This window comes from Microbacterium galbum (assembly GCF_032464915.1).
GTDB classification, from domain to species: Bacteria; Actinomycetota; Actinomycetes; order Actinomycetales; family Microbacteriaceae; genus Microbacterium; species Microbacterium galbum.
On record NZ_JAWDIS010000001.1, the window covers coordinates 235256 to 255736 of the forward strand.

Annotated in this window: 20 protein-coding genes; 8 read left to right on the forward strand and 12 right to left on the reverse strand. The window is 71.6% G+C overall.

Annotation, left to right across the window (positions count from 1 at the left end; genetic code table 11):
- Positions 1-13: 13 nt before the first annotated feature.
- Positions 14-1978: a GDSL-type esterase/lipase family protein gene (locus RWH45_RS01205; protein ID WP_315993107.1), complete on the reverse strand. Its 1965-nt coding sequence runs from the start codon at positions 1976-1978 to the stop codon at positions 14-16.
- A gap of 133 nt (positions 1979-2111) precedes the next feature.
- On the opposite strand from RWH45_RS01205, the gene RWH45_RS01210 reads away from it, so the two are divergent.
- Positions 2112-2723 carry a DedA family protein gene (locus RWH45_RS01210; protein WP_315993108.1) on the forward strand — a complete coding sequence of 204 codons (612 nt, stop codon included), beginning with the start codon at positions 2112-2114 and terminating at the stop codon, positions 2721-2723.
- Between the two features lie 109 nt (positions 2724-2832).
- Here RWH45_RS01210 and RWH45_RS01215 read toward each other — a convergent pair whose 3' ends face one another.
- Positions 2833-3594 carry a fructosamine kinase family protein gene (locus RWH45_RS01215; protein WP_315993109.1) on the reverse strand — a complete coding sequence of 254 codons (762 nt, stop codon included), beginning with the start codon at positions 3592-3594 and terminating at the stop codon, positions 2833-2835.
- Between the two features lie 46 nt (positions 3595-3640).
- Between RWH45_RS01215 and RWH45_RS01220 the strand changes: the two genes are divergently transcribed.
- Positions 3641-4423, forward strand: coding sequence for a DNA/RNA non-specific endonuclease (locus tag RWH45_RS01220; RefSeq protein WP_315993110.1), 783 nt, complete (start codon positions 3641-3643; stop codon positions 4421-4423).
- A 75-nt stretch (positions 4424-4498) separates the two neighbouring features.
- On the opposite strand, the gene RWH45_RS01225 is transcribed toward RWH45_RS01220, so the two are convergent.
- From RWH45_RS01225 to RWH45_RS01235, 3 genes are all read right to left on the reverse strand, one after another.
- Complete coding sequence (locus RWH45_RS01225; protein WP_315993111.1) at positions 4499-5101, reverse strand: class I SAM-dependent methyltransferase; 603 nt, start codon at positions 5099-5101, stop codon at positions 4499-4501.
- Positions 5102-5377: 276 nt separating this feature from the next.
- The gene (locus tag RWH45_RS01230) at positions 5378-6022 is read right to left on the reverse strand and encodes a CE1759 family FMN reductase (protein ID WP_315993112.1); all 645 of its coding nucleotides are present in this window, start codon (positions 6020-6022) and stop codon (positions 5378-5380) included.
- A gap of 1 nt (position 6023) precedes the next feature.
- Positions 6024-7229, reverse strand: a complete 1206-nt coding sequence (locus RWH45_RS01235; protein WP_295786977.1) for an LLM class flavin-dependent oxidoreductase — start codon at positions 7227-7229, stop codon at positions 6024-6026.
- A gap of 165 nt (positions 7230-7394) precedes the next feature.
- On the opposite strand from RWH45_RS01235, the gene RWH45_RS01240 reads away from it, so the two are divergent.
- The gene (locus RWH45_RS01240) at positions 7395-8462 is read left to right on the forward strand and encodes an acyltransferase family protein (protein WP_315993114.1); all 1068 of its coding nucleotides are present in this window, start codon (positions 7395-7397) and stop codon (positions 8460-8462) included.
- 144 nt (positions 8463-8606) lie between these two features.
- Here the strand turns inward: RWH45_RS01240 and efeB are convergent, their stop codons facing one another.
- The 3 genes from efeB to efeU form a co-directional block, all read right to left on the reverse strand.
- The gene (efeB, locus tag RWH45_RS01245) at positions 8607-9941 is read right to left on the reverse strand and encodes an iron uptake transporter deferrochelatase/peroxidase subunit (protein WP_315994576.1); all 1335 of its coding nucleotides are present in this window, start codon (positions 9939-9941) and stop codon (positions 8607-8609) included.
- Positions 9942-9943: 2 nt separating this feature from the next.
- Entirely contained in the window at positions 9944-11173 is a 1230-nt protein-coding gene (gene efeO / locus RWH45_RS01250) for an iron uptake system protein EfeO (RefSeq protein WP_315993115.1), read from the reverse strand.
- A gap of 64 nt (positions 11174-11237) precedes the next feature.
- Positions 11238-12212: an iron uptake transporter permease EfeU gene (efeU, locus tag RWH45_RS01255; protein ID WP_315993116.1), complete on the reverse strand. Its 975-nt coding sequence runs from the start codon at positions 12210-12212 to the stop codon at positions 11238-11240.
- 203 nt (positions 12213-12415) lie between these two features.
- On the opposite strand from efeU, the gene RWH45_RS01260 reads away from it, so the two are divergent.
- Entirely contained in the window at positions 12416-13432 is a 1017-nt protein-coding gene (locus RWH45_RS01260; protein WP_315993117.1) for an isopenicillin N synthase family dioxygenase, read from the forward strand.
- A gap of 298 nt (positions 13433-13730) precedes the next feature.
- Here RWH45_RS01260 and rpsO read toward each other — a convergent pair whose 3' ends face one another.
- Positions 13731-14000, reverse strand: a complete 270-nt coding sequence (gene rpsO, locus RWH45_RS01265) for a 30S ribosomal protein S15 (protein WP_013583433.1) — start codon at positions 13998-14000, stop codon at positions 13731-13733.
- A gap of 201 nt (positions 14001-14201) precedes the next feature.
- On the opposite strand from rpsO, the gene RWH45_RS01270 reads away from it, so the two are divergent.
- The 3 genes from RWH45_RS01270 to RWH45_RS01280 all read left to right on the forward strand — a co-directional run bounded on the left by RWH45_RS01270 (position 14202) and on the right by RWH45_RS01280 (position 16806).
- Positions 14202-14423 (forward strand): DUF167 domain-containing protein, encoded by a 222-nt coding sequence (locus RWH45_RS01270; protein WP_315993118.1) that lies wholly within the window; start codon positions 14202-14204, stop codon positions 14421-14423.
- Positions 14420-15724 carry an MFS transporter gene (locus RWH45_RS01275; protein WP_315993119.1) on the forward strand — a complete coding sequence of 435 codons (1305 nt, stop codon included), beginning with the start codon at positions 14420-14422 and terminating at the stop codon, positions 15722-15724. Before RWH45_RS01270 ends, RWH45_RS01275 begins: the two co-directional genes overlap by 4 nt.
- 164 nt (positions 15725-15888) lie before the next feature.
- Positions 15889-16806, forward strand: a complete 918-nt coding sequence (locus RWH45_RS01280; RefSeq protein WP_315993120.1) for a DMT family transporter — start codon at positions 15889-15891, stop codon at positions 16804-16806.
- A 112-nt stretch (positions 16807-16918) separates the two neighbouring features.
- Here the strand turns inward: RWH45_RS01280 and RWH45_RS01285 are convergent, their stop codons facing one another.
- The 3 genes from RWH45_RS01285 to RWH45_RS01295 all read right to left on the reverse strand — a co-directional run bounded on the left by RWH45_RS01285 (position 16919) and on the right by RWH45_RS01295 (position 19406).
- Positions 16919-17479: a YceI family protein gene (locus tag RWH45_RS01285; RefSeq protein WP_315993121.1), complete on the reverse strand. Its 561-nt coding sequence runs from the start codon at positions 17477-17479 to the stop codon at positions 16919-16921.
- Between the two features lie 141 nt (positions 17480-17620).
- Complete coding sequence (locus RWH45_RS01290; protein WP_013583439.1) at positions 17621-17986, reverse strand: FKBP-type peptidyl-prolyl cis-trans isomerase; 366 nt, start codon at positions 17984-17986, stop codon at positions 17621-17623.
- Positions 17987-18245: 259 nt separating this feature from the next.
- Positions 18246-19406 carry a PrsW family intramembrane metalloprotease gene (locus RWH45_RS01295; protein ID WP_315993122.1) on the reverse strand — a complete coding sequence of 387 codons (1161 nt, stop codon included), beginning with the start codon at positions 19404-19406 and terminating at the stop codon, positions 18246-18248.
- 83 nt (positions 19407-19489) lie between these two features.
- On the opposite strand from RWH45_RS01295, the gene RWH45_RS01300 reads away from it, so the two are divergent.
- Positions 19490-20356, forward strand: coding sequence for a fumarylacetoacetate hydrolase family protein (locus RWH45_RS01300; protein ID WP_315993123.1), 867 nt, complete (start codon positions 19490-19492; stop codon positions 20354-20356).
- Positions 20357-20481: the final 125 nt, after the last annotated feature.

Here is a 20481-nt window from a genome sequence, read left to right on the forward strand (position 1 = left end):
GCATCGGCGTGCGTCACGACGCGGGGGTGCGCTCCCGATCGCCGCGGGTGGGGAGCTCGACGTATCCCTCGTGCTTCGCGTGGATGCCGTCACCCGCGGTGCGACCGCGGACTCGGCGCCACACCCAGGGCAGCGCGTCACGGGTCAGCCATCCGCCGCGCGGGGCATCGTCGTCGGCGTGGAGCGCCTCATCGAGGCCCAGCAGGGCTCGTGCGTCGGGAACGCCGAGCGCCTCCGCCGCGCGGTAGGCGACGAGCCGGTGCCCCGACGAGCGTAGGTGCACCAGATCGTCGGCCCACAGCGGCAGCTCCCCGATCTCGGCGGCGGCCTCCAGGTCGAGCAGGATCGCGCCCTGGTCCGCGGCGATGCGGCGCAGATGCACGTTGTAGGCCGCGAAGCGGCGGGCGAAGATGCGAGCCGCCGGCCGTCGAGGAAGGAACGTCGTGACGAGCAGGACGTCGGCGCCCGTGCGACGTACCGCGCGCACCGCCGACTCGACCTCCGCCACGAGGGCGGGAATCACCGGGGCCGGCCCGACGAGGTCGTTGGCACCGATGAGGATCGACACGAGGTCGGGCTGCAGGGCCAGGGCCGCGGGGATCTGCTCGTCGATCAGGTGCCGCACGCGGCGGCTGCGCACGGCGAGGTTCGCGTAACGGAAAGGCCCCTCGTCGCTCGTGTGCGCGAGGAGCTCCGCGAGGCGGTCCGCCCACCCGCGGAACTGGCCCGAGGGCATGCGCGACGCGTCGCACAGCCCCTCGGTCAACGAGTCGCCGAGGGCGACGAAGCGGGTCCAGCGACCCCGTGTGCGCGTGGCCTCGACGGCCGCCGGGCGCGGCCCGCCGCGCAGGAGGAGGTTGTCGTCGATGCGGCGGAGGGCGATGGCATCCGCGTAGTGTCCGACGAGGTCGCCCGTCAGGGCCGCCCACGTGCGCCCCTGCACGGCGCCGCGCGCGGCGCGCGCGAAGGCGCGGCGCTTCGCCTCGTCGCCGACGAGATCGGCGACGCGCGCGCGCAGGTCGCCGAGGTCGCCGGGCTTGTAGAGCCAGCCGTCGACGCTCGAGCGCACGAGATCCAGCGGACCGCCGACTCCCGTCGCGACCACCGGGACGCCGCTGGCCAGGGCCTCCTGGATGGTCTGCCCGAAGGTCTCGCTCTCGCCCGGGTGCACGAAGACGTCGAACCCGGCCATGACCGATGACAGGGCCGTTCCGGACAGGTGGCCCGTGAAGACGGCATCCGGGAGGGCTTTCTCGAGCGCGGGGCGCGAAGGACCATCGCCGACGATCACCACGCGGGTGTCCGGCAGGCCGGCGAGGACGCGGAGGTCGTCGACCTGCTTCTCGGGCGCGAGGCGACCGACGTACCCGATGATGCGCTCGCCGTGCGGCGCCACCTCGGCGCGCCACGCGTCGTCGCGGTGCTCGGGGGCGAAGCGCACGGCATCCACTCCCCGACTCCAGCGGCGGATGCGATCCACGCCGAGCTCCTCGAGCTGACGTGTCGACGCCGACGAGGGAGCGAGGGTGAGCGTGGCCCGACGGTGAAGGCGGGCGACGTGAGCGGCGACGAGGGCCGTGGCGTGCGGCAGGCCGTACTTCTGCGAGTAGGCGACGACGTCGGTCTGGTAGACGGCGACGGAGGGGATTTTCAGGGCGTCCGCCGCGGCGAGCCCCTGCCACCCGAGGACGAACGGGGATGCCAGGTGCACGACATCGGGGTCGAAGTCGCGCAGCAGGGCGCCCAGGCGTGCCGCTCGGGCGAACACCACCCGCACCTCGGGGTAGGACGGCAGCGGCACCGAGCGCAGGAGCTCAGTGCGGGCGCCGTGCAGGTCGGCGGTGACGTCTCCCGACCTGGGGGCGATGACCAGCGTCTCGTGCCCCGCGTCGGCCAGGTGGCGCAGGACGTGGAGGACGGAACCGGTGACCCCGTTCATGTGCGGGAGGAAGGATTCGGCCAGCAGCGCGACTCTCACGACACCAGGGTGCGACCTCGGCGGCCCTCGCGGGGCGCGTGATGGGTCGACGTTCGCGATGTTCACCGGATGCTCCGCGGGGCGTCACCGCCGCGTGGGCGGGGCGTCTCGATCGGCGGCGGAGAGTGACGGGATGGACGGGGTCGACGCGTGGCTGCAGGCGATCGCGGCGAGCCCGTGGGCCCTGCCGGCGATGGCGGTACTGGTGTTCGCGGACGCGTTCCTCGTCGTCGTTCCGGGCGAGGCGGCGGTCACGGCCTTCGGCGCCCTCGCCGTCGCGCACGGCACCCCGCCGCTGGGAGGTGTGATCCTCGTCGCCGGGGCCGCCGCGTTCGCCGGCGACCTGTGCTGCTACCTCGTGGGGCGCGCGGTGGGGGTCGAACGGTGGCCGTGGATGCGCGGGCCTCGCGTGTCGGCCGCGTTGGAGTGGGCACGCCGGCGCCTCGACCGAAACGCCGCACTCGTGCTGTTCACGGCGCGGTTCGTCCCGTTCGCGCGTCTCGCGGTGAACCTCGCCGCCGGGGCTGCGCGCGTGAATACGGCGCGGTACCTGGGCGTCACCGCTCTGGCGGCGCTGGCCTGGGCGGCGTACCAGGCGGTCATCGGCGCGGTGGTGGCCGCCGTCGTGCCCGGCGGTCCGGTGGTGGCGGTGGTGGTCTCGATCCTCGTCGCGGTGGGGATCGGCGTGGGCGTCGACCTCGTCCTCGCCCGCCGGGCGAAGCGTCGGACGGCCGCGCGGGGCTGACGCGGGGCCGCGACGGCGCCCTCGCGCGGACCCGCCGATGCCGCGCGCCTCGGGCTTCTCCGCCCGATCCTTTCGAGGGTCCCGAGATTCCGGATGCCGAGACCGGCGCTCAGACCAGCGCGAGCGTCTCCTCCGCCGCCTCGACCAGCGCTCGACCATACGACGGACCGTGACCCGCGGCGTGCACCGCAAGCGGGTGCAGCTGATGGACCGGCACGCGGTCGCGCCATCCCCCGCGAAGCGGATGCGCGCGGTCGTAGGCGGCGATGATGCGGTCGAGGAACGGAGCGCCGAAGAGGGCGAGCATCGCGAGGTCGGTTTCGCGGTGGCCGCCGTGCGCCGCGGGATCGATGAGCACCACGCCATCGGCGGCCCACAGCACGTTCCCGGCCCAGAGGTCGCCGTGCAGGCGCGCGGGCGTCTCCTCGTCGTCGAAGGCCCCGTCCGCGACGAGGGCGCACGCGCGCCGGACCACCTCGGCTCCGGATGACGACAGAGCCCCCGCGGCGAGCGCGACCGGCAGGAAGGGCTCGACGCGCTGCGCGGCGTAGAACGCGCCCCACGTCGCCGTCGGGCGGGAGGGTTGGGAGCGGCGTCCGATGAAGATGTCGCCCTCCCACCCGGGCGGCGGCGAGCCGAAGGCCGGGGCGCCGGCGTCGTGGGTCGCGGCGAGCGCGGCACCGAAGGCTTCCGCGGCCTCGGCCGTCGCGCCCGTCTCGGCGATGCGCTCGATGCAGATGCGATCGTCGGCGACCTCGGCGACACGCGCGATGCGCGCTCCCCGCGCCTCCGCGAGCCAGCGGAGTCCGGCCGCCTCCGCGGCGAAGAAGCCCGCGGGCGCGTCGGAACGGGTCTTCACGTGCTGTTCCATCGCCTCAGTCTGTCGCGATGTCGGAAGGCCCGGGCACCATGGGCGTATGAGCGACGGCTACGACCCGGACTTCCTCGGCATCCCCCTGCCCCTCCCCTCGCCCGCACGGGCGACCACGCGGCTCGACTACCCGCGCTTCTCGGTGCTGCTCGACGAGGGGCGACGGTTCGCGGCCGTCACCGCCGTGGTGATCGACGGCGCGACGCTGCGCGACCTCCCCCGCACCGGCGAATGGCGTCTCGACCCGCGCGTCGATGCCGACGCGCAGGCGGGGGCCGAGATCTACAGCCGCAACGACCTCGACCGCGGGCACCTCGTGCGACGCCGGGACCCGGGCTGGGGCACGACCGGCCAGGCGCAGGATGCCACCGAGGCCACGTTCTTCTACACGAACGCCGCACCGCAGGCGGCCGGCTTCAATCAGTCGAAGGAGCTCTGGCTCGGGCTCGAGGACCATGTGCTCGCGTACGCGGAGACGACCGATCAGCGCATGGCGGTGTTCACCGCGCCGGTGCTCGCCGACGACGATCCGCCGTACCGCGGTATTCGGGTGCCGCTTCGCTTCTGGAAGATCGCGGCGTGGCGCGAGGGCGACGCCCTGGCGGCCGCCGGTTTCGTGCTCGATCAGACCGACCTGGTCGATACGCGGCAGGGGCTGGTGGTGCCCCCGCTGGGGGCGTTCCGCACGTTCCAGGTGCCGATCGCCGAGATCGCGGCCGAGACGGGGATAGACGTGGGGCCGCTCGTCGCGGCGGATACACTCGTCCGCCGCGGACTCCGCCCGGTAGCCGCGCGCGAGCTCCGCGGCGCGGACGACATCGTGCTCTGAGGCATCCGCTTCCCGGACGGGTCGCTCCGTGCGCCGCTGCGGTCGCGGATCGCCGGGCGCTCACCGCCGCGGGCGTCAGCGCACGCGCACCGCGTGCAGGAGCGAGTCGACCGCCGCCGCGGGGTGGCCCTCGCGGAGTTCCGCATCGGCGCTCGTTCGCACGATCCGTTCGCACCGCGCGATGCGGAACCGGTCGTCGAGCGCGCCGCGCAGCACCTCCGGGGTGTAGAGGATCGCGGGGTCGGAGGGCCCGTGACCTCCCGCGGCGATGTTCTCGACGTCGTGACCGACGACGACGAGCGTGCCGCCGGGCGTCACCCATTGCGCGATTCTCGCGATCGCCGCCGCGCTGTCGGGAAGGTGGAGGTAGCACGACACGACGAGATCCACGGGTGCGTCGGGCTCCCATTCGTGCACGTCGGCCTGGACCCACTCGACGGCGTCACCACCGGGCCGAGCCGCGGCGAGCGCGAGTCCTGCGCTCGAGAAGTCGAGACCGGTACACGCCCAGCCCCGCTCCGCGAGCCACAGCGCGGTGCGTCCGTCGCCGGTGGCCACGTCGATCGCGGTTCCCGACGGCAGCGGGGTCACGATCTCCCGCACGACCGCGGGCGGTTGGGTGGCCCACACTCCCCCGGCCGAGGCGCGGTATCGCTCGTCCCACTGCGCGGCATCCATCCCGACTCCTTCTGCTCGCCCCCACCCTAGGCGGAGCGTTGCTTCGTCGCCCGCGCACGAGCTCTCCGTGGTGCGTACACCTTCCGCTCGGACGCCCCAGAAACGACGGAGGTCACGCGCATCACCGAGTTCGCGCCCCCGCACCCTCGAACCGGCCCGTGCACACCCTCCGCGACGCGCATACCCGCACCCCGAATCCCGCGGAGATCACGCCCATCACGCCCCACGCACGACGACGCCCCGCCACCCACGAGGGCGACGGGGCGTCGAGACGGGTCACTCCCCCGACAAGCCGCCGAGGAGGTGACCGAACGAGCGGCCCTCGCCGAGGTACGAGGAGGGGTCGAACGGGTCGGCGTCGCGCACGGGCTCGCGGGCTGCGATCGCGTCGGCGAACTCGCGGGCGCCGCGGTCGACGCGCGAGCCCAGCGGGGCCACCTCGTCGGCGTTCGCGCCCCAGTCGCTGGATGCGGCGAACACGCCGGTCGGCACGGGGTTGGCGTGCAGGTAGGTGAACAGCGGACGGATCGCGTAGTCGATGGCGAGCGAGTGACGGGCAGTGCCGGCGTTGGCGCCGATCAGCACCGGAGTGCCGGAGAGGGCCTGCGGGTCGAGCACGTCGATGAACGACTTGAACAGGCCCGAGTAGCTCGTCGAGAAGATCGGCGTGACAGCGATCAGGCCGTCGGCCGAGACGACCGTATTGATCATCTGCTCGAGCGCCGGCGGGGCGAAGCCCGTCAGCAGGTTGTCGGTGAGGTCGTGCGCGTAGTCACGCAGTTCGAAGACGTCGGCCGTGGCCTCGATCCCCCGCTCGCGCAGTTCGGCGAGCGCCGCGTGGGCGAGGCGGTCACCGAGCATCCGCGTCGACGAGGGCGTCGACAGTCCCGCGGTCACGACCGCGATACGACGGGCGGCCATCTCAGGCACCCACCTTCGTCGCCGCGGCGCCGAACGCGCTGCCCGAGCGCGGCGCGGCATCCTGGTAGGGGCTTCCCGAGACCATGTTGTCGCCGCGGTTCGCGCCGGGGACGGCCTGGCGCGGGGCGGCACCGGCGTAGATCTTCTCGACGAGGTTGGCGTGCGTGGGCGCGTCGGGCACCTCTGCCGGGCGGTTCTTCTGCAGCTCCTTGCGCAGCACCGGCACGACCTCACCGCCCAGGATGTCGAGCTGCTCGAGCACCGTCTTGGTGGGCAGCCCTGCGTGGTCGATGAGGAAGAGCTGACGCTGGTAGTCGCCGAAGGTCTCGCGCATCGCGGCGTAGCGGTCGATGATCTGCTGCGGCGATCCGACGGTCAGCGGGGTCATCTCGCTGAAGTCCTCGAGGCTCGGGCCGTGGCCGTAGACGGGGGCGTTGTCGAAGTAGGGGCGGAACTCCCGCACCGCGTCCTGCGAGTTGGCGCGCATGAAGACCTGACCGCCGAGACCGACGATCGCCTGCTGGGGCGTGCCGTGGCCGTAGTGGGCGAAGCGCTCGCGGTAGAGGGTGATGAGGCGCTGGTAGTGCTCCTTGGGCCAGAAGATGTTGTTCGCGAAGAAACCGTTGCCGTAGTACGCGGCCTGCTCGGCGATCTCGGGCGTGCGGATCGAGCCGTGCCAGACGAACGGGGGCACGCCGTCGAGGGGACGCGGGGTCGAGGTGAAGCCCTGCAGCGGCGTGCGGAACTTCCCCTCCCAATCGACGACGTCCTCGCGCCACAACTTGTGCAGCAGGTCGTAGTTCTCGATCGTCAGCGGCAGGCCCTGACGGATGTCCTTCCCGAACCAGGGGTACACCGGACCGGTGTTGCCGCGGCCGAGCATGAGGTCGGCGCGGCCGCCCGACACGTGCTGCAGCATCGCGAAATCCTCGGCGATCTTCACCGGGTCGTTCGTGGTGATCAGCGTCGTCGACGTCGTGAGGATGAGGCGCTCGGTCTGCGCGGCGATGTACGCCAGCGTCGTCGTGGGCGACGACGACCAGAACGGCGGGTTGTGGTGCTCGCCGAGGGCGAAGACGTCGAGGCCCACCTCTTCGGTGTGCTTCGCGATCGTCAGGGTGTCCGTGATGCGCTGAGCTTCGCTGGGCGTCTTGCCCGTGGTCGGGTCCTGGGTGATGTCGCTCACCGTCATGACACCGAACTGCATGCCCGGCCAGTTGTTCGTCTCACCCATGATGCGCCTCCTGTTTTGTATGCATCTGAATATACATGGTGGAACGCACCACGCCGGGGTTTATTCCGCCGTACCCCATCGGCATCCGGAATCCACCCCCGTGGACCCCTCTTCCCGACGCGATTATCGTCGCCCGGGATGACGGATGCCTCGACCTCGCCCCCGAAGACACGCACGGCGTTCTGGGACAACGCCCGGTTCGCCGCGATCGTCCTGGTCGTGTTCGGCCACGCGATCCAGCGCTTGACCTACGACTCGGATGCCGCCGAGGCGCTGTACCTGCTCGTGTACGCGTTCCATATGCCGCTGTTCGCGCTGGTCGCGGGGTTCTTCTCATCGTCCGCCGAGCCGACGCGGCGCCGGATGGCTCGCCTGTTCACCGACCTCATCGCGCCCTACCTGATCTTCGAGACCCTGTGGACGATCACGCAGTTCCTCGTCACGGGGAGGACGAACCTCGACCCCGCGCAACCGTCATGGACGCTGTGGTTCCTGCTCGCCCTCGCGCTGTTCCGGCTCGTGCTGCCGTATCTCGCGCTGCTGCGCGCGCCCGTGGTGTGGGCCCTCGCGATCTCGATCGTGGCCGGATACCTGCCGAGCATCGACTCGACGTTCTCGCTCTCGCGCTTCCTCGGCCTGCTGCCCTTCTTCACCCTCGGATGGTGGCTGCGCGAGCACGACGTCGTCGCGCGCGCGGGGCTGCTCGCGGCGCGGCCCGTGTGGCTCCGGGCGGCCGCCGCGACCGTTCTGGTCACCGCCGCGGCGCTCGCCTTCGTCTTCGTCGACACCTGGCGCGACGTGCGGCTGGGAACCTGGTTCTTCTTCGTCGATGCCTATGCCGACCTCGACGCGCCGCAGTGGTGGGCGGGCGGGGTGCGGCTCGCGATCATCGCGCTCGCGCTCGTGCTGATGGCCGCGTTCCTGGTGCTGATCCCCCGCCGCGAAACCCGCTGGACGCACCTCGGTCGGTACACGATGTACGTCTACCTGCTGCACACGTTCGTGCTCTACCCGTTCCGCCAGTCGGGAGTGCTGCGGGGCCTCGAGCCGATGGGGCTGTGGATCCCTGTCGTCGTCGTCGCGAGCGTCGGCATCGCCGTGGCGCTGTCGAGCCGCCCGGTCCGGCGTCTGACGCGCCCGCTGGTGGAGCCCCGGATGCCGTGGCTCTTCCGCGACCGCGAGCTCGGCGCGGGTCGCGGGAGCTGACGCACCCCCGCGGCCCGCGACCCGCGACATCACAGGATCGGCCCGAGAGCGCAGCTTCGACGACGCCGCACGTCGTGATCTCGCGCGGAACGTGTGACCGCGCCCGCACGGGCCCACGCCGCGCAGGCCCACACCGCCCGCTCCCTACGCGCCCAACAGCCCCGCCCCGATCGACGCACCCGAGGCGGGAGCCGGGGGCACCGCCCACAGCCCCGAGCCGACATGGCGGAGGTACTCGCCCATGGCATCCGTCGACAGCGCCTTCTGCAGCGTGATGAAGCGATCCGGGCTCTTCTGGAACGACAGGAAGAACAGCCCGGCATTCAGTCGACCGAGGTCGGTCGTGCCGTCGACGAAGTTGTAGCCGCGGCGCAGGATGCGGATCCCGCCGTTGTTGTCGGGATGCGCGAGGCTCACGTGGCTGCGCCGGTCGATGCGGGGCTTGCCCGTGGCATCCGTCGCCCCGAAGTCGGGCGCGGTGAACTCGTCGCCGCCCGACAGCGGCGCCCCCGCGGCCTTGTCGCGACCGACGACGCGGTCCTGCTCGGCGAGGCGGGTGCGATCCCACGTCTCGATGAGCATCGCGATGCGCCGCGCCACGAGATACGACCCTCCCGCGAGCCACGCCGGACCCTCGGATGCCGAGACCCACACGTTCTGGTCGAGCGCGGCCGTGTCGTCGGCCAGGATGTTGGCCGTTCCGTCCTTGTACCCGAAGAGGTTGCGCGGCGTCGTCTGCGCGGCGGTGGTCTTGGAGGTCCGGCCGAAACCGAGCTGCGACCAGCGGATCGTCGCACGGCCGAAGGCGATCCGGCTGAGGTTGCGGATCGCGTGGACGGCCACCTGTGGATCGTCGGCGCAGGCCTGGATGCACAGGTCGCCGTCGGAGCGCAGCGGGTCGAGGTCGTCGCCCAGGAACGCCGGCAGCCGTTCGAGGCCCGGCGGGCGCTGCCCCTCGAGCCCGAAGCGGGCGTCGAAGAGCGACGGCCCGAAGCCGAACGTGATCGTGAGGTTGCTCGCCGGAAGGCCCACGGCCTCCCCCGTGTCGTCCGGCGGGGCCTCGGGCGAACCACCCAGGGCACCCGTCGCGCTGACGTCGAGGCCCTGCATCAGGCGGTTCGCGGCGTAGGTCCAGTCCGCGAGCAGCTCCGCGAGGTCGTCGCGGGTCGTCCGCGCCATCATGTCGTACGCGGCGAAATGCAGGTGCTCCTGCACCGGGGTCGTGATGCCGGGCTGATGGATGCCGGATGCCGGGGCCACGGCATCCATCACCCGTCGCGCCTGATCCTGGCCGTACGCCGCTCCCCCCACGAGACCCGCGCCCGCGCCGACGACGAGGCTGGTCGCGCTCGCGCCGATGGCCAGGCCCATCAGGTCGCGGCGGGACACTCCCGCCGACGCGTCGCGGCCGGACGGCGACGCGGCTGCCGCCGAACCCGAGGGCCCGGCGGCAGCAGAGGTCTGTTCGTCGTGGCTCACGCTCACTCCAGCACCGTGACCGTCAGCTGCGACAGCGGCTCGGCGAGGGCGTTGATGAGGTCGGTCAGCTGACGCTTGTCCGCCTCGGTGAGCTGAGAGTACGGCACGAAGCCGGCGTCCGCGGAGCCGTGCGCGGCGAGGGCCGCCTCGAGGTCGGCGTAGCCCTTGTCGATGCGCGTCACCAGCTCGGCGCCCTTGTCGCCCTTCGATTCGGCGAAGTCGCGGACGAGCGAGAAGGCCATCTTGGAGCCCTCGACGTTCGCCGCGAAGTCGTACAGATCGGTCCCCGACCACCAGTCCTCTTCGCCGCTGATCTTGCCCGTGGCGACCTCGTCGAGCAGCGCGTTGGCGCCGTTCGAGATGCCGGCCACGCCCTGCGCGTCGAGCGCCTGGGTGAAGGCGTCGGAGTGGACGTAGTCGTACAGCTCCTGCGTGTCGGCGATGAGCTTGTCGCCGTAGGTGGCGCGCTCGGCGGGGGTGGAGGGTGCCCAGTCCTTCCAGGCGGGCGTCTCGCCGTCCGCGTTCAGCGCGTCCTGTGCGGGCACCCAGATGTCCTTCTCGATGCGGTGGAACCCGGTCCAGTCCAGCCCCTCGGCCACGGCGTCGACCTCGCGGTAGTCGATGCGGGGGTCGAGGTCGCCGAGAGCCTCGGCGATGGGCTCGATGCGCTCGTAGTACGCGCGGACGCGCGGGAACTGCTCGCGCGCCGTCGCGTCGTCGCCGCTCTCATAGGCGGCGGCGAGGGTCTGCACCGCGGGGATGAGCTGCCCGACTTGGTCCTTCACGAAGGCCGCGTACAGATCGACGGCCTGCTGCTTCTGCTCGGCATCCGGTCCCTCGACGGCCACGGCGTCGCCGGTCACCGTGAAGGCGGCTTTGCCGACGCCGTCGCCGACCATCCCCGGCTTGCACAGGGTGAAGTAGTCACCCGGCTGCGCGACGACGGTGAGATCGCGCGAGGCGCCCGGGGCGATGTTCTCGACCTCGCCCACGATGCGCAGGCCGTCGGATGCCAGCAGGTAGAACTCCGTGGTCTGGTCGCTCTTGTTGTCGACCGTGAAAGCCACGGTGCCGCTCGGGGCGCTCCCGGCCGACACGGCGCAGCCGTCGACGGTCGAGGTCACCGTGAGGGCGCCGGAGGCCGCCGCGTCGGTCTTGGCGACGCAGCCCGAGAGGACGAGGACGGCGGCGCCGGCCGCGGCGCCGGCCGCGAGGAGGCGTGTCGGATTCATGGTGCTGTGCTCCGTTCGAGGAAGGGATGCCGCGGCGTCGGGTGCGCGCGGAATGAAAGGGGTCTCAGGGGGCGATGGAGGTGGCGACCGTCGCCGGCGCGGCGTCGGGCCGGGATTCCGCCAGAGGAGTGAGCGGCGACGACGAAGGGCGCGGACGGCGGCCCGCACGCACCCCGCGCACGAAGAGCGGAGCGACGACGGCGACGTAGACGACCCATGCGATGACCTGGATCCAGGTCATCTGGGGCATGAAGCCCACGGTCGCCTGCAGAAGCACCGCCAGGGCGCTGTCGGGGGCGACGGTGGCCGACACGTCGAACGCCCAGCCGAAGGGGAAGCCCGCCCAGCCGGTGGCGACCAGACCGGTCGCGGCGTCGATCGGCGCGCCGGCACCGAACGGACCGGGGAGCACGCCCGCCTCCTGCAGATCGTGGAAGGCGTAGGCCAGCACGCCCGCGGCGACGACGACGAGGAACCCGCCCGTCCAGGTGAAGAAGCGGCCGAGGTTCAGGCGCAGCATGCCGCGCGCGATGAACCAGCCGAGGACGACGGCGGTGGCGAGCCCCAGGAGCGCGCCGAGCAGCGCCACGGGCGACTCGCCGAACGACTGCACCATCGACCACAGCAACAGGGTCGTCTCCACACCCTCGCGGGCCACCGATACGAACCCGATCGCGACGAGCGCCCACACGCCGCCGCGCAGTGCCTTGTCGATGCCGCCCTCGAGGCCCGCCTTCAGGGTGCGGCCGGCCTTCTGCATCCAGAAGATCATCCACGTGACCATCGCGACCGCAAGCAGGGAGAGTCCCCCGCCCAGCAGTTCCTGCGCCTCGAACGTGAGCATGTAGGCCCCGAACGTGAAGATCGCCCCGACGCCGAGCGCCAGGGCCACGGCGAGCCCCACGCCGGTCCACAGCTTCGGCAGGGCGTCGCGGCGATCGAGGCGCGTGAGGTAGGCGACGAGGATGCCGACGACGAGTGCAGCCTCGAGGCCTTCGCGAAGGCCGATGAGGAAGGTGGCGAAGAAGCTGGCAAGCACGGGCGGGAGTTCCGACTTTCACGAGGAGGAAGGACCGCGACGCTGCGGATCAGGTAAGGACAGCCTCACCTGACTGTGACAGATTACGCACTTTCGCCGGTTCGCGCATCCCCGATGTCGACCGGATGCGGACGCCGCGGGCATCCCCGGTAACGCTCGGCAACATTCGCCCACCAGGGCGCGCCCCGACCTAGCCTCGATCCATGTCCGAGTTGAACCTCCCGATCCTCGACCTCTCGCTCCTCGATCAGGGGCCCGAGGCCGCGTCCCGCTTCCGCGACGACCTGCGCTCCGCCACTCACGACGTCGGCTTCTTCTACCTCACCGGCACGGGCGTCACGCCCGCGCTCGAAGAGCGCCTGCTGCAGGCCGCCCACGACTTCTTCGCCCTCCCCGAGGCCGAGAAGCTCGCGATCGAGAACGTCACCAGCCCCCACTTCCGGGGCTACACCCGTGTTGGCGGCGAGCGCACGCAGGGGCGCGTGGACTGGCGCGAGCAGATCGACATCGGGCCCGAGCGCGACGCGATCCCGGATGCCGACGGCCCCGGTTACAACCGGCTCATCGGGCCGAACCTCTGGCCGGCCGCCCAGCCCGAGCTGCGCGAGGTCGTGACCGAGTGGCACGACCACCTCACCGGCGTCGCCCGGAAGCTGCTGCGCGCGTGGGCTCTCGCCCTCGGCGCCGAGGAGCAGTACTTCGACCGGCACTTCGGCGACCCGCAGACGCTCATCAAGATCGTCCGCTACCCCGGCAAAGACGACCCGACGCCTCAACAGGGGGTCGGGGCGCACAAGGACTCCGGCGTCCTCACGCTCCTGTGGGTCGAGCCCGGCAAGGGCGGCCTGCAGGTCGAGCGCGACGGCGAGTGGGTCGATGCTCCCCCGGTGCCCGGTGCGTTCGTGGTGAACATCGGCGAGCTGCTCGAGTACGCCACTCAGGGCTACCTGACCGCGACGAACCACCGCGTGATCTCGCCGAGGTACCCCGACGAGCGCATCTCGGTGCCGTTCTTCTTCAACCCGGCGCTCGACGCGCGCCTGCCGATCATCGACCTGCCCGCCGATCTCGCCGCCGAGGCACGCGGCGTCTCGCAGGACCCGACCAACCCCATCCACGCCACCTACGGCGAGAACGCGTTGAAGTCCCGCCTGCGGGCCCACCCCGACGTCGCGGAGCGGTGGCACCCCGACCTGCTGGCCGCGCGCACGGCGTCCTGACCCGCTCGACGAACGCCCGCTGTCCGGCCGACCCGGCGGCGGGCGTTCGCCATTCGCCGCTCGCACGCCGGAGGTGGCCGGTTCTCGGCGCTGAGGCGACCGGTTCTCGGCGCCGAGGCGGCCTGTTCTCGGCGCCGCGGTGGCTGAGCTTGTCGAAGCCACCGGGGTGCGCGTGGGCTCCGGCCCCCTCGACAGGCTCAGGGACCTCCGACGACGATGCACGTGGGAACGCCGAAGGCCGCCCCACACCGTGGGGCGGCCTTCCAAGAATGTTTTGCGCGATAGAACGCTGGTGCGATTAGCGACGCAGACCGAGACGCTCGATGAGCGAGCGGTAACGGTTGATGTCGACGTCCTGCAGGTAACCCAGCAGGCGACGGCGCTGACCGACGAGCAGGAAGAGTCCACGGCGCGAGTGGTGGTCGTGCTTGTGGATCTTGAGGTGCTCGGTGAGGTCCTTGATGCGCTGCGTCATCATCGCGACCTGCACCTCGGGGGATCCGGTGTCACCGGGGTGCGTCGCGTACTCTTCGATGATCGCCTTCTTGACGTCTGCTTCGAGTGCCATAGATGGGATCCCCTTCCTTCTCATTGCGCGGCGCCCGTCACACGATGTGCGAGCTCTCTTTATCCGCGGCCGATCGAACGGCAACCGCATGAGTCTACCAGCATCCGGATGCCGCGAACGAACCGCTGCGCCCCGGCGGTCCCGCGGCCCCCGCGCGCTCCGGCGAGCGGGGGCGTCGGAGGGCTGGCGTAGCCTCGATCCGTGCAGCTCACCGTCCGCGTCAAGCCCGGCAGCCGCCGCGGCCCCCTCGTCGAAGACACCGCCGACGCCCTCGTCGTGCACGTGCGCGAACGCGCCGTCGACGGCGCCGCGAACAGCGGCGTGGTCCGCGCCCTCGCCGCGCACTTCGGCGTGGCCCCGCGCGACGTCGACATCGTCCGCGGCCACACGGCCCGCGTGAAGCGCGTGGACGTCGACGCATGAGCACACGGCAGAGCGCCCTGATCGACGTGCGCCCCCTCACCACCTCCCCCGCCTTCGCGCGCCTGTGGATCGGGTCGACCCTCGCGGGCCTCGGCGGCCAGCTCACGGTCGTGGCGGTCATGCTGCACGTCTTCGAGCTCACGCAGAGCACCTTCGCGGTGTCGATGATCGCCGTGGCGGGCCTCCTGCCGATGGTGGCTGCGGGGCTCTACGGCGGCATGCTCGCCGACGCATTCGACCGTCGCACGGTCGCCCTCCTGGCGGCGGTGGTGACCTTCGCCTCCACCGCCCTGCTCGCGACCCTCGCGTGGACGGGCCTCGAGACGGTCGGGTGGCTCTTCGTCCTCAGCGTCGTGAACTCGGCGGCGAACTCCATCGTGATGGCCACGAAGTCCGCCATCACTCCGCGCCTGCTTCCCCGCGACCTGCTCCCCGCGGCGGCCGCCCTCCAGGGGGTCACCGTCGGCATCATGGTCATGGCCGGCCCCGCCCTCGCGGGCGTGCTCGTCGCCTTCGCCGGATACGCCTGGACCTACTCGCTCGACGTGCTGCTGATGACCTCGCTGTTCCTCGGCCTGTGGTCGTTGCCGCAACTGCGGCCCGAGGGCGAGGTCGTGCGCCCCGGCCTCGCGTCGCTGCGCGACGGCGCACGGTTCTTGCGCCGCGCCCCGAACATCCGTTTGCAGTACATCCTCGACATCATCGCGATGACCTTCGGCCAGCCGGTCGCCCTGTTCCCCGCGATCGGTGCGGTGCTCCTCGGCGGCGGCGCGATCACGACCGGCGTTCTCACGGCGGCGGTGGCGGCGGGAGCGTTCCTGTCGAGTCTGTTCTCCGGTCCGGTCGGGCGGGTGCGCCGCCAGGGGCTGGGCATCGAGCGGTCAATCCAGGTCTACGGCGTGTCCATCGGGCTCTTCGGCCTCGTGCTGCTCGCGGCCGCGGTGGGGTGGGGCCGCCCCACCGACACGGGCGAAGACCGGGGCGCCGTGCTCCTCATCGTTCTCGCGGCCCTCGTCCTGGCCGTCTCGGGCGCCGCCGACAACATCAGCGCCATCTACCGCTCGACCATGATGCAGGCGGCGGTCCCGGATGCCATGCGCGGGCGTCTGCAGGGGATCTTCATCGTCGTGGTGGCCGGCGGCCCCCGCGTGGGGGCGCTCTACGCCGGTACCCTCGCCACCTTCGCGGCCCTGTGGGTCCCGCCCCTGCTCGGTGGCATCGTCATCCTGGCCCTGGTCGGCACCCTCGTGCGTCTGTCCCCGCGCTTCCGCGACTACGACGCACTCGACCCACAGCCCTGAGTCCCGCGGCACCTCGCGGGGGCGCGTCGGCCCCGTCGGGCAGCACGGCAGCCCTCCCGAGCGGAACGGGCCGAACACGACCGGACTGCCGATCGTCGGCGGATTCCGGACGTCGCATCCCGGCGACACGATCGATGTCGGAACATCGCCCTATCGTCGGGAGCGTGGCATCCGCTCCCTCCCCCTCCCCCGTCTCGATCGCCGTGCAATTCGTGCTCACCGGCATCGTGTGGGGGTCGAGCTTCCTCTTCATCGCGATTGCCCTCACCGGCATGACGCCCGCGCAGGTCGCGGGCGGCCGGTTGCTGTTCGGCGCTCTCGCCCTCGGTGCCATAGTCGCGATCCGGCGGGAGCGCCTGCCCCGCGACCGGCGCGTCTGGGCCCATCTGTGCGTGCTGGCCTTCAGCTTCTGCGTCGTGCCGTTCCTGCTGTTCGCGTGGGCCGAGCAGCACGTGTCGTCGGGACTGGCGAGCATCTTCAACGCCACCACGCCGATCATGACCGCGATCATGGCGTGGGCGGTGTTCCGCGTCGAGCGCCTCGAGCTCGGTCAGCTGCTCGGCGTCGCCGTGGGTATCGCCGGTGTCGTCGTGATCATCGCCCCCGGCGCCGCGTCCGAGGTCGGCAACAGCATCGTCGCCCAGCTCGCCCTGCTCGGCGCGACGGCCTGCTACGGCTTCAGCCTCGCCTACATGCGCCGATTCCTCGGCGACACGGGCCTGTCGGGGATCGCGTTCGCGTTCGGCTACATCGGTCCGGCTGCGGCCTTCATGGTCGTGCTCTCCCCGCTGATTCTCGCGGAGCCGATGGACCTCTCGCTCCCCGTCGTCGGCAGCATCATCGCTTTGGGCGTGCTCGGCACGGGCATCGCCTACGTCTGGAACCAGAACACCCTGCGCGCCTGGGGCCCCACCCGTGCGTCCACCGTGACGTACATCACCCCCGTCGTCGGGGTGGCCCTCGGCATCCTCGTCCTCGGCGAGAGAATCTCCTGGAATGAGCCGGTGGGGGCCGCCGTCGTCTTCCTCGGCATCCTGCTCGTGCAGCAGCGCCTGCGCCTGCCGCGCCGCACGCGGGCCTGAGTCGACGCGGCGGACCCCGCGTCGCGCCCGGACGGACGAAGACCCCGCATGCCAGGGTGTGGCATCCGGGGTCTTCGCGGGAATCACGACCGCAGCGAGCGCTGCGGAGCGATCACGCCTGGTGCGCGAACTGCAGGTCGAGCTCGATGGTGACGTCCTTGCCGACGAGGACGCCGCCGGTCTCGAGGGCGGCGTTCCAGGTGAGGCCGTAGTCCTCGCGGTTGATGACGGTCTTCGCGGTGGCGCCGACCTTGTAGTTGCCCCACGGGTCGGTGCCGAAGCCGCCGAAGTCGATCGAGAAGGTGGCGGGCTTGCTGACGCCGCGGATGGTCAGCTCGCCGTCGACGAGGTAGTCGCCGTCCTCGACACGGACGCCGGTCGAACGGAAGTCCATCGTGGGGTAGGTCTCGACGTCGAAGAACTCGGCCGAGCGGAGGTGCTGGTCGCGGCCCTCGTCCTTGGTGTCGACCGAGGTGACGTCGACGGACGCTTCGACGGTGGCCGCGAGGGGGTTCTCGGGCGCGACGAGCGTGGCGCTCTTCATGCCGAAGGTGCCGCGCACCTTCGAGATCATCATGTGACGGACGGTGAAGGTCACCTCGCTGTGCGAGGGGTCCAGGACCCAGGTGCCCGCCTTGTAGCCGGGGATGTCGAGGGTGGTGGTGTCGGTCATGTCACTCCTAAAGGTCTGGGGAGCCGCGTCGGCGTCCTGGGGAGGTCTAACTCCCATTCACACGAATGTATTCCAGGTTCGTGGAAAAAAACGAACCCGAGGGTGCCGCAGCCCCCTCGGGTTCGTGAACATCGGGTGTCGTCAGCCGACCTTGAGCAGATCGATGATGAAGATGAGGGTCTTGCCGCCGAGGAAGTGACCACCGGCGGGGCCGTAGGCGAGGTGCGGCGGGATCACGAGCTCGCGGCGTCCGCCGACCTTCATGCCCGGGATGCCGTCCTGCCAGCCCTGGATAAGGCCGCGCAGGGGGAACTGGATGCTCTCGCCGCGACCCCACGACGAGTCGAACTCTTCGCCCGACTCGTACTCGACACCGGCGTAGTGCACGGTGACCGTGTCGCCGGGCTTGGCCTCGTCGCCGTCGCCGACGATGATGTCGCGGATGACGAGGTCGGAGGGGGCGGGGCCGCTGGGAGCGTCGAACTCCGGCTTGGTGCGATCAGTCATGCACCCATCCAAGCACGCCCGCGCGTGCGCGGCAGCCTCTGGACACCGCCGGAGGAAAGACTCAGCGCCCGGTGCCGCGGCGATGCCTGCGTGTCTCCCGGGCGCTGAGTTGGCCTGTATCGATGGTGCTCCCACCCCACGGCGGTGTCAAGACCCCCGTCGACGAGGACCAGTGGCGCCGGCCCGTGACGAAGGGACGGCGGCGGCGCGCAGGTGCTTGCGGCGATGCGCCCGCCCGGGCACACGCAGCCGCGGTCCGTCACCGCGACAGCAGGGCCGCCCGCGCCGCCGTCGTGCGCTCGAGCAGGTAGCGCTCGGTCGCCGGAGCCTGGGGATCGCGCCCCGACAGCGTGCGCTGGCGCGCGGCGGCGAGCGCCGTGGCATCCACGATGAACGTCCTCATCACCGGCGAGCGGTCGCCCGGCAGCGTGCGCGCCCAGGCGATGGCGGACCGCCGCCCCGGCCCCGTGGCGAGCATGTCGACCTCCTGCGGGGTGAACCATCCGGCGGCGGCGTATTCGCCCAGGCGGGCGCGGGTGAGGCGCGACTCCTCACGGCGCAGGGCCAGGATGCCGAGGATGAACAGCACGAACAGCGGAACCTGCAGCGCCGCGTAGACCTCGAAGAAGTTCGCGAACGTGGCCGACCCGTTCCAGAGGCCGTGCAGCACGATCGCCCCGACGAGGCCCGGGATGCCGTAGGCGAGGGCCGCGCCCGTGCGCAGGCCGCGACGCGCGGCGAGGCCGAACGCGAACCCGGTGAGACTGGTGAACATCACGTGGGCGAAGGGCGAGAGGACGGCCCTCAGGAAGAAGGTGCTCGCCACTTGAGCCGGGCCGCCCTCGAGGTAGCTGATCGCGAAGTACTGCACGTTCTCGGTGAGCGCGAAGCCCGCTCCGATGAGCGCTCCATACACGATGCCGTCGACGGGGCCGTCGAACGCCCGGCGGGCGAAAGCGAAGATGAGCAGGACGCCGAGACCCTTCGCGATCTCCTCGACGATGGGCGCCTGGACGACGGCGCTGAACGCCTCCGGCAGTCGGCCGACCACGAGCGTGAGCAGCAGGTCGACGCCCAGGGCGATGACGACCGCGGCGATCGCCCCCCAGGCCACCGCGAACACGAGCAGGCGGCGCGGCTCCGGCTCCCACCGGTCGATGTAGCGCACGGCGAACCACACGATCACGAAGGGGATCGCGGCGAGCACGAGCCCGAGGAACGTCGCCGCTGTGCCCAGGAACCCGGTGAAGTACCGCACGAGCAGCGCCAGGAGCGGAACGAGCAGCACGGCCACCACCCACAGCGCCACGCCCCCGCCGCGCGACCGCGGCGGGGCGGCCGATGCCGTTACCTGCGGAGCCGTCGTGATGCGAGTCGGTTCGACCGAACCGGGCCGGGACAACGGCGAGGGGGAGCTCATGGGCTCAGCCTAGAGCGGGCCGGGGACGGCGCATCCGGGGCTTGCGGCCTCCGCTGCGGGGCGCGGGCCGGTAGCGTGGAGGCATGCGTTTCGCCCACGTCCGGTCTCAGGAAGGGGCGGAAGCCCCCCGTCTCGTCAGCGTCCACGGTGAGGAGTTCTCGTTCGTCGACGAGCTCTTCGACGGCGCCCCTGCCACGCTCGAGCAGCTGATCGCCGGCGGTGACGCCCTCCTCGACCGCGTGCGCGAGGCCAGTGCGACCGCCCCGCGGCAGCCCCTCGCCGGCATCCGCTTCGCCTCGGCCGTGCTCGCTCCCCCGTCGATCCTCGCGGTAGGGCTGAACTACGCCGCGCACTCGGGCGAGTTGGGACTCAAGACCGACGCGGGCCCGACGGTGTTCGTCCTGTGGCCGAACTCGCTCACCGCGCACGAGGCGACCACGTCGTGGCCCCGGGCGCTCAGCGAAGCCGTCGACTACGAGGCCGAACTCGGGGTCATCATCGGCCGGCCCGGCCGCGACATCCCCGAGTCCGACGCCCTCGACCACGTGTGGGGCTACACGGTCGTCAACGACATCACCGCGCGCAACATCCAGTTCTCCGAGGCGCAGTGGTCGCGGTGCAAGTCGTTCGACGGCTTCACCCCGACCGGTCCGTTCGTGGTCACGGCCGACGAGATCCCCGACCCGCAGGACCTGCACATCTGGACCGTGGTCGATGGACACACCGTGCAGGATGCCAGCACCGGCCAGATGGTGCGCTCGGTGAAGACGCTGATCAACAAGCTGTCGGAGTCGGTGACCCTGCTGCCGGGCACCCTCATCTCCACCGGGAGCCCGGGCGGTGCCGGCTACTCCCGCGACCCGCAGATCTTCCTGCGCGACCGCTCCACGGTGACCGTCGGCATCGACGGCATCGGCGAGCTGACCACGCACTGCCGCATCCTCGACTGACCCTCGCCCGCGCCGAAGCGACCTCGCGCCTTACGGGGCGATGCAGGTGGCCCCGGGGCGATGCCCGTTCACGCCATCGCCACGCGACACGGCCGCAGGTGGCCCCGGGGCGACGGAAGTGGCCC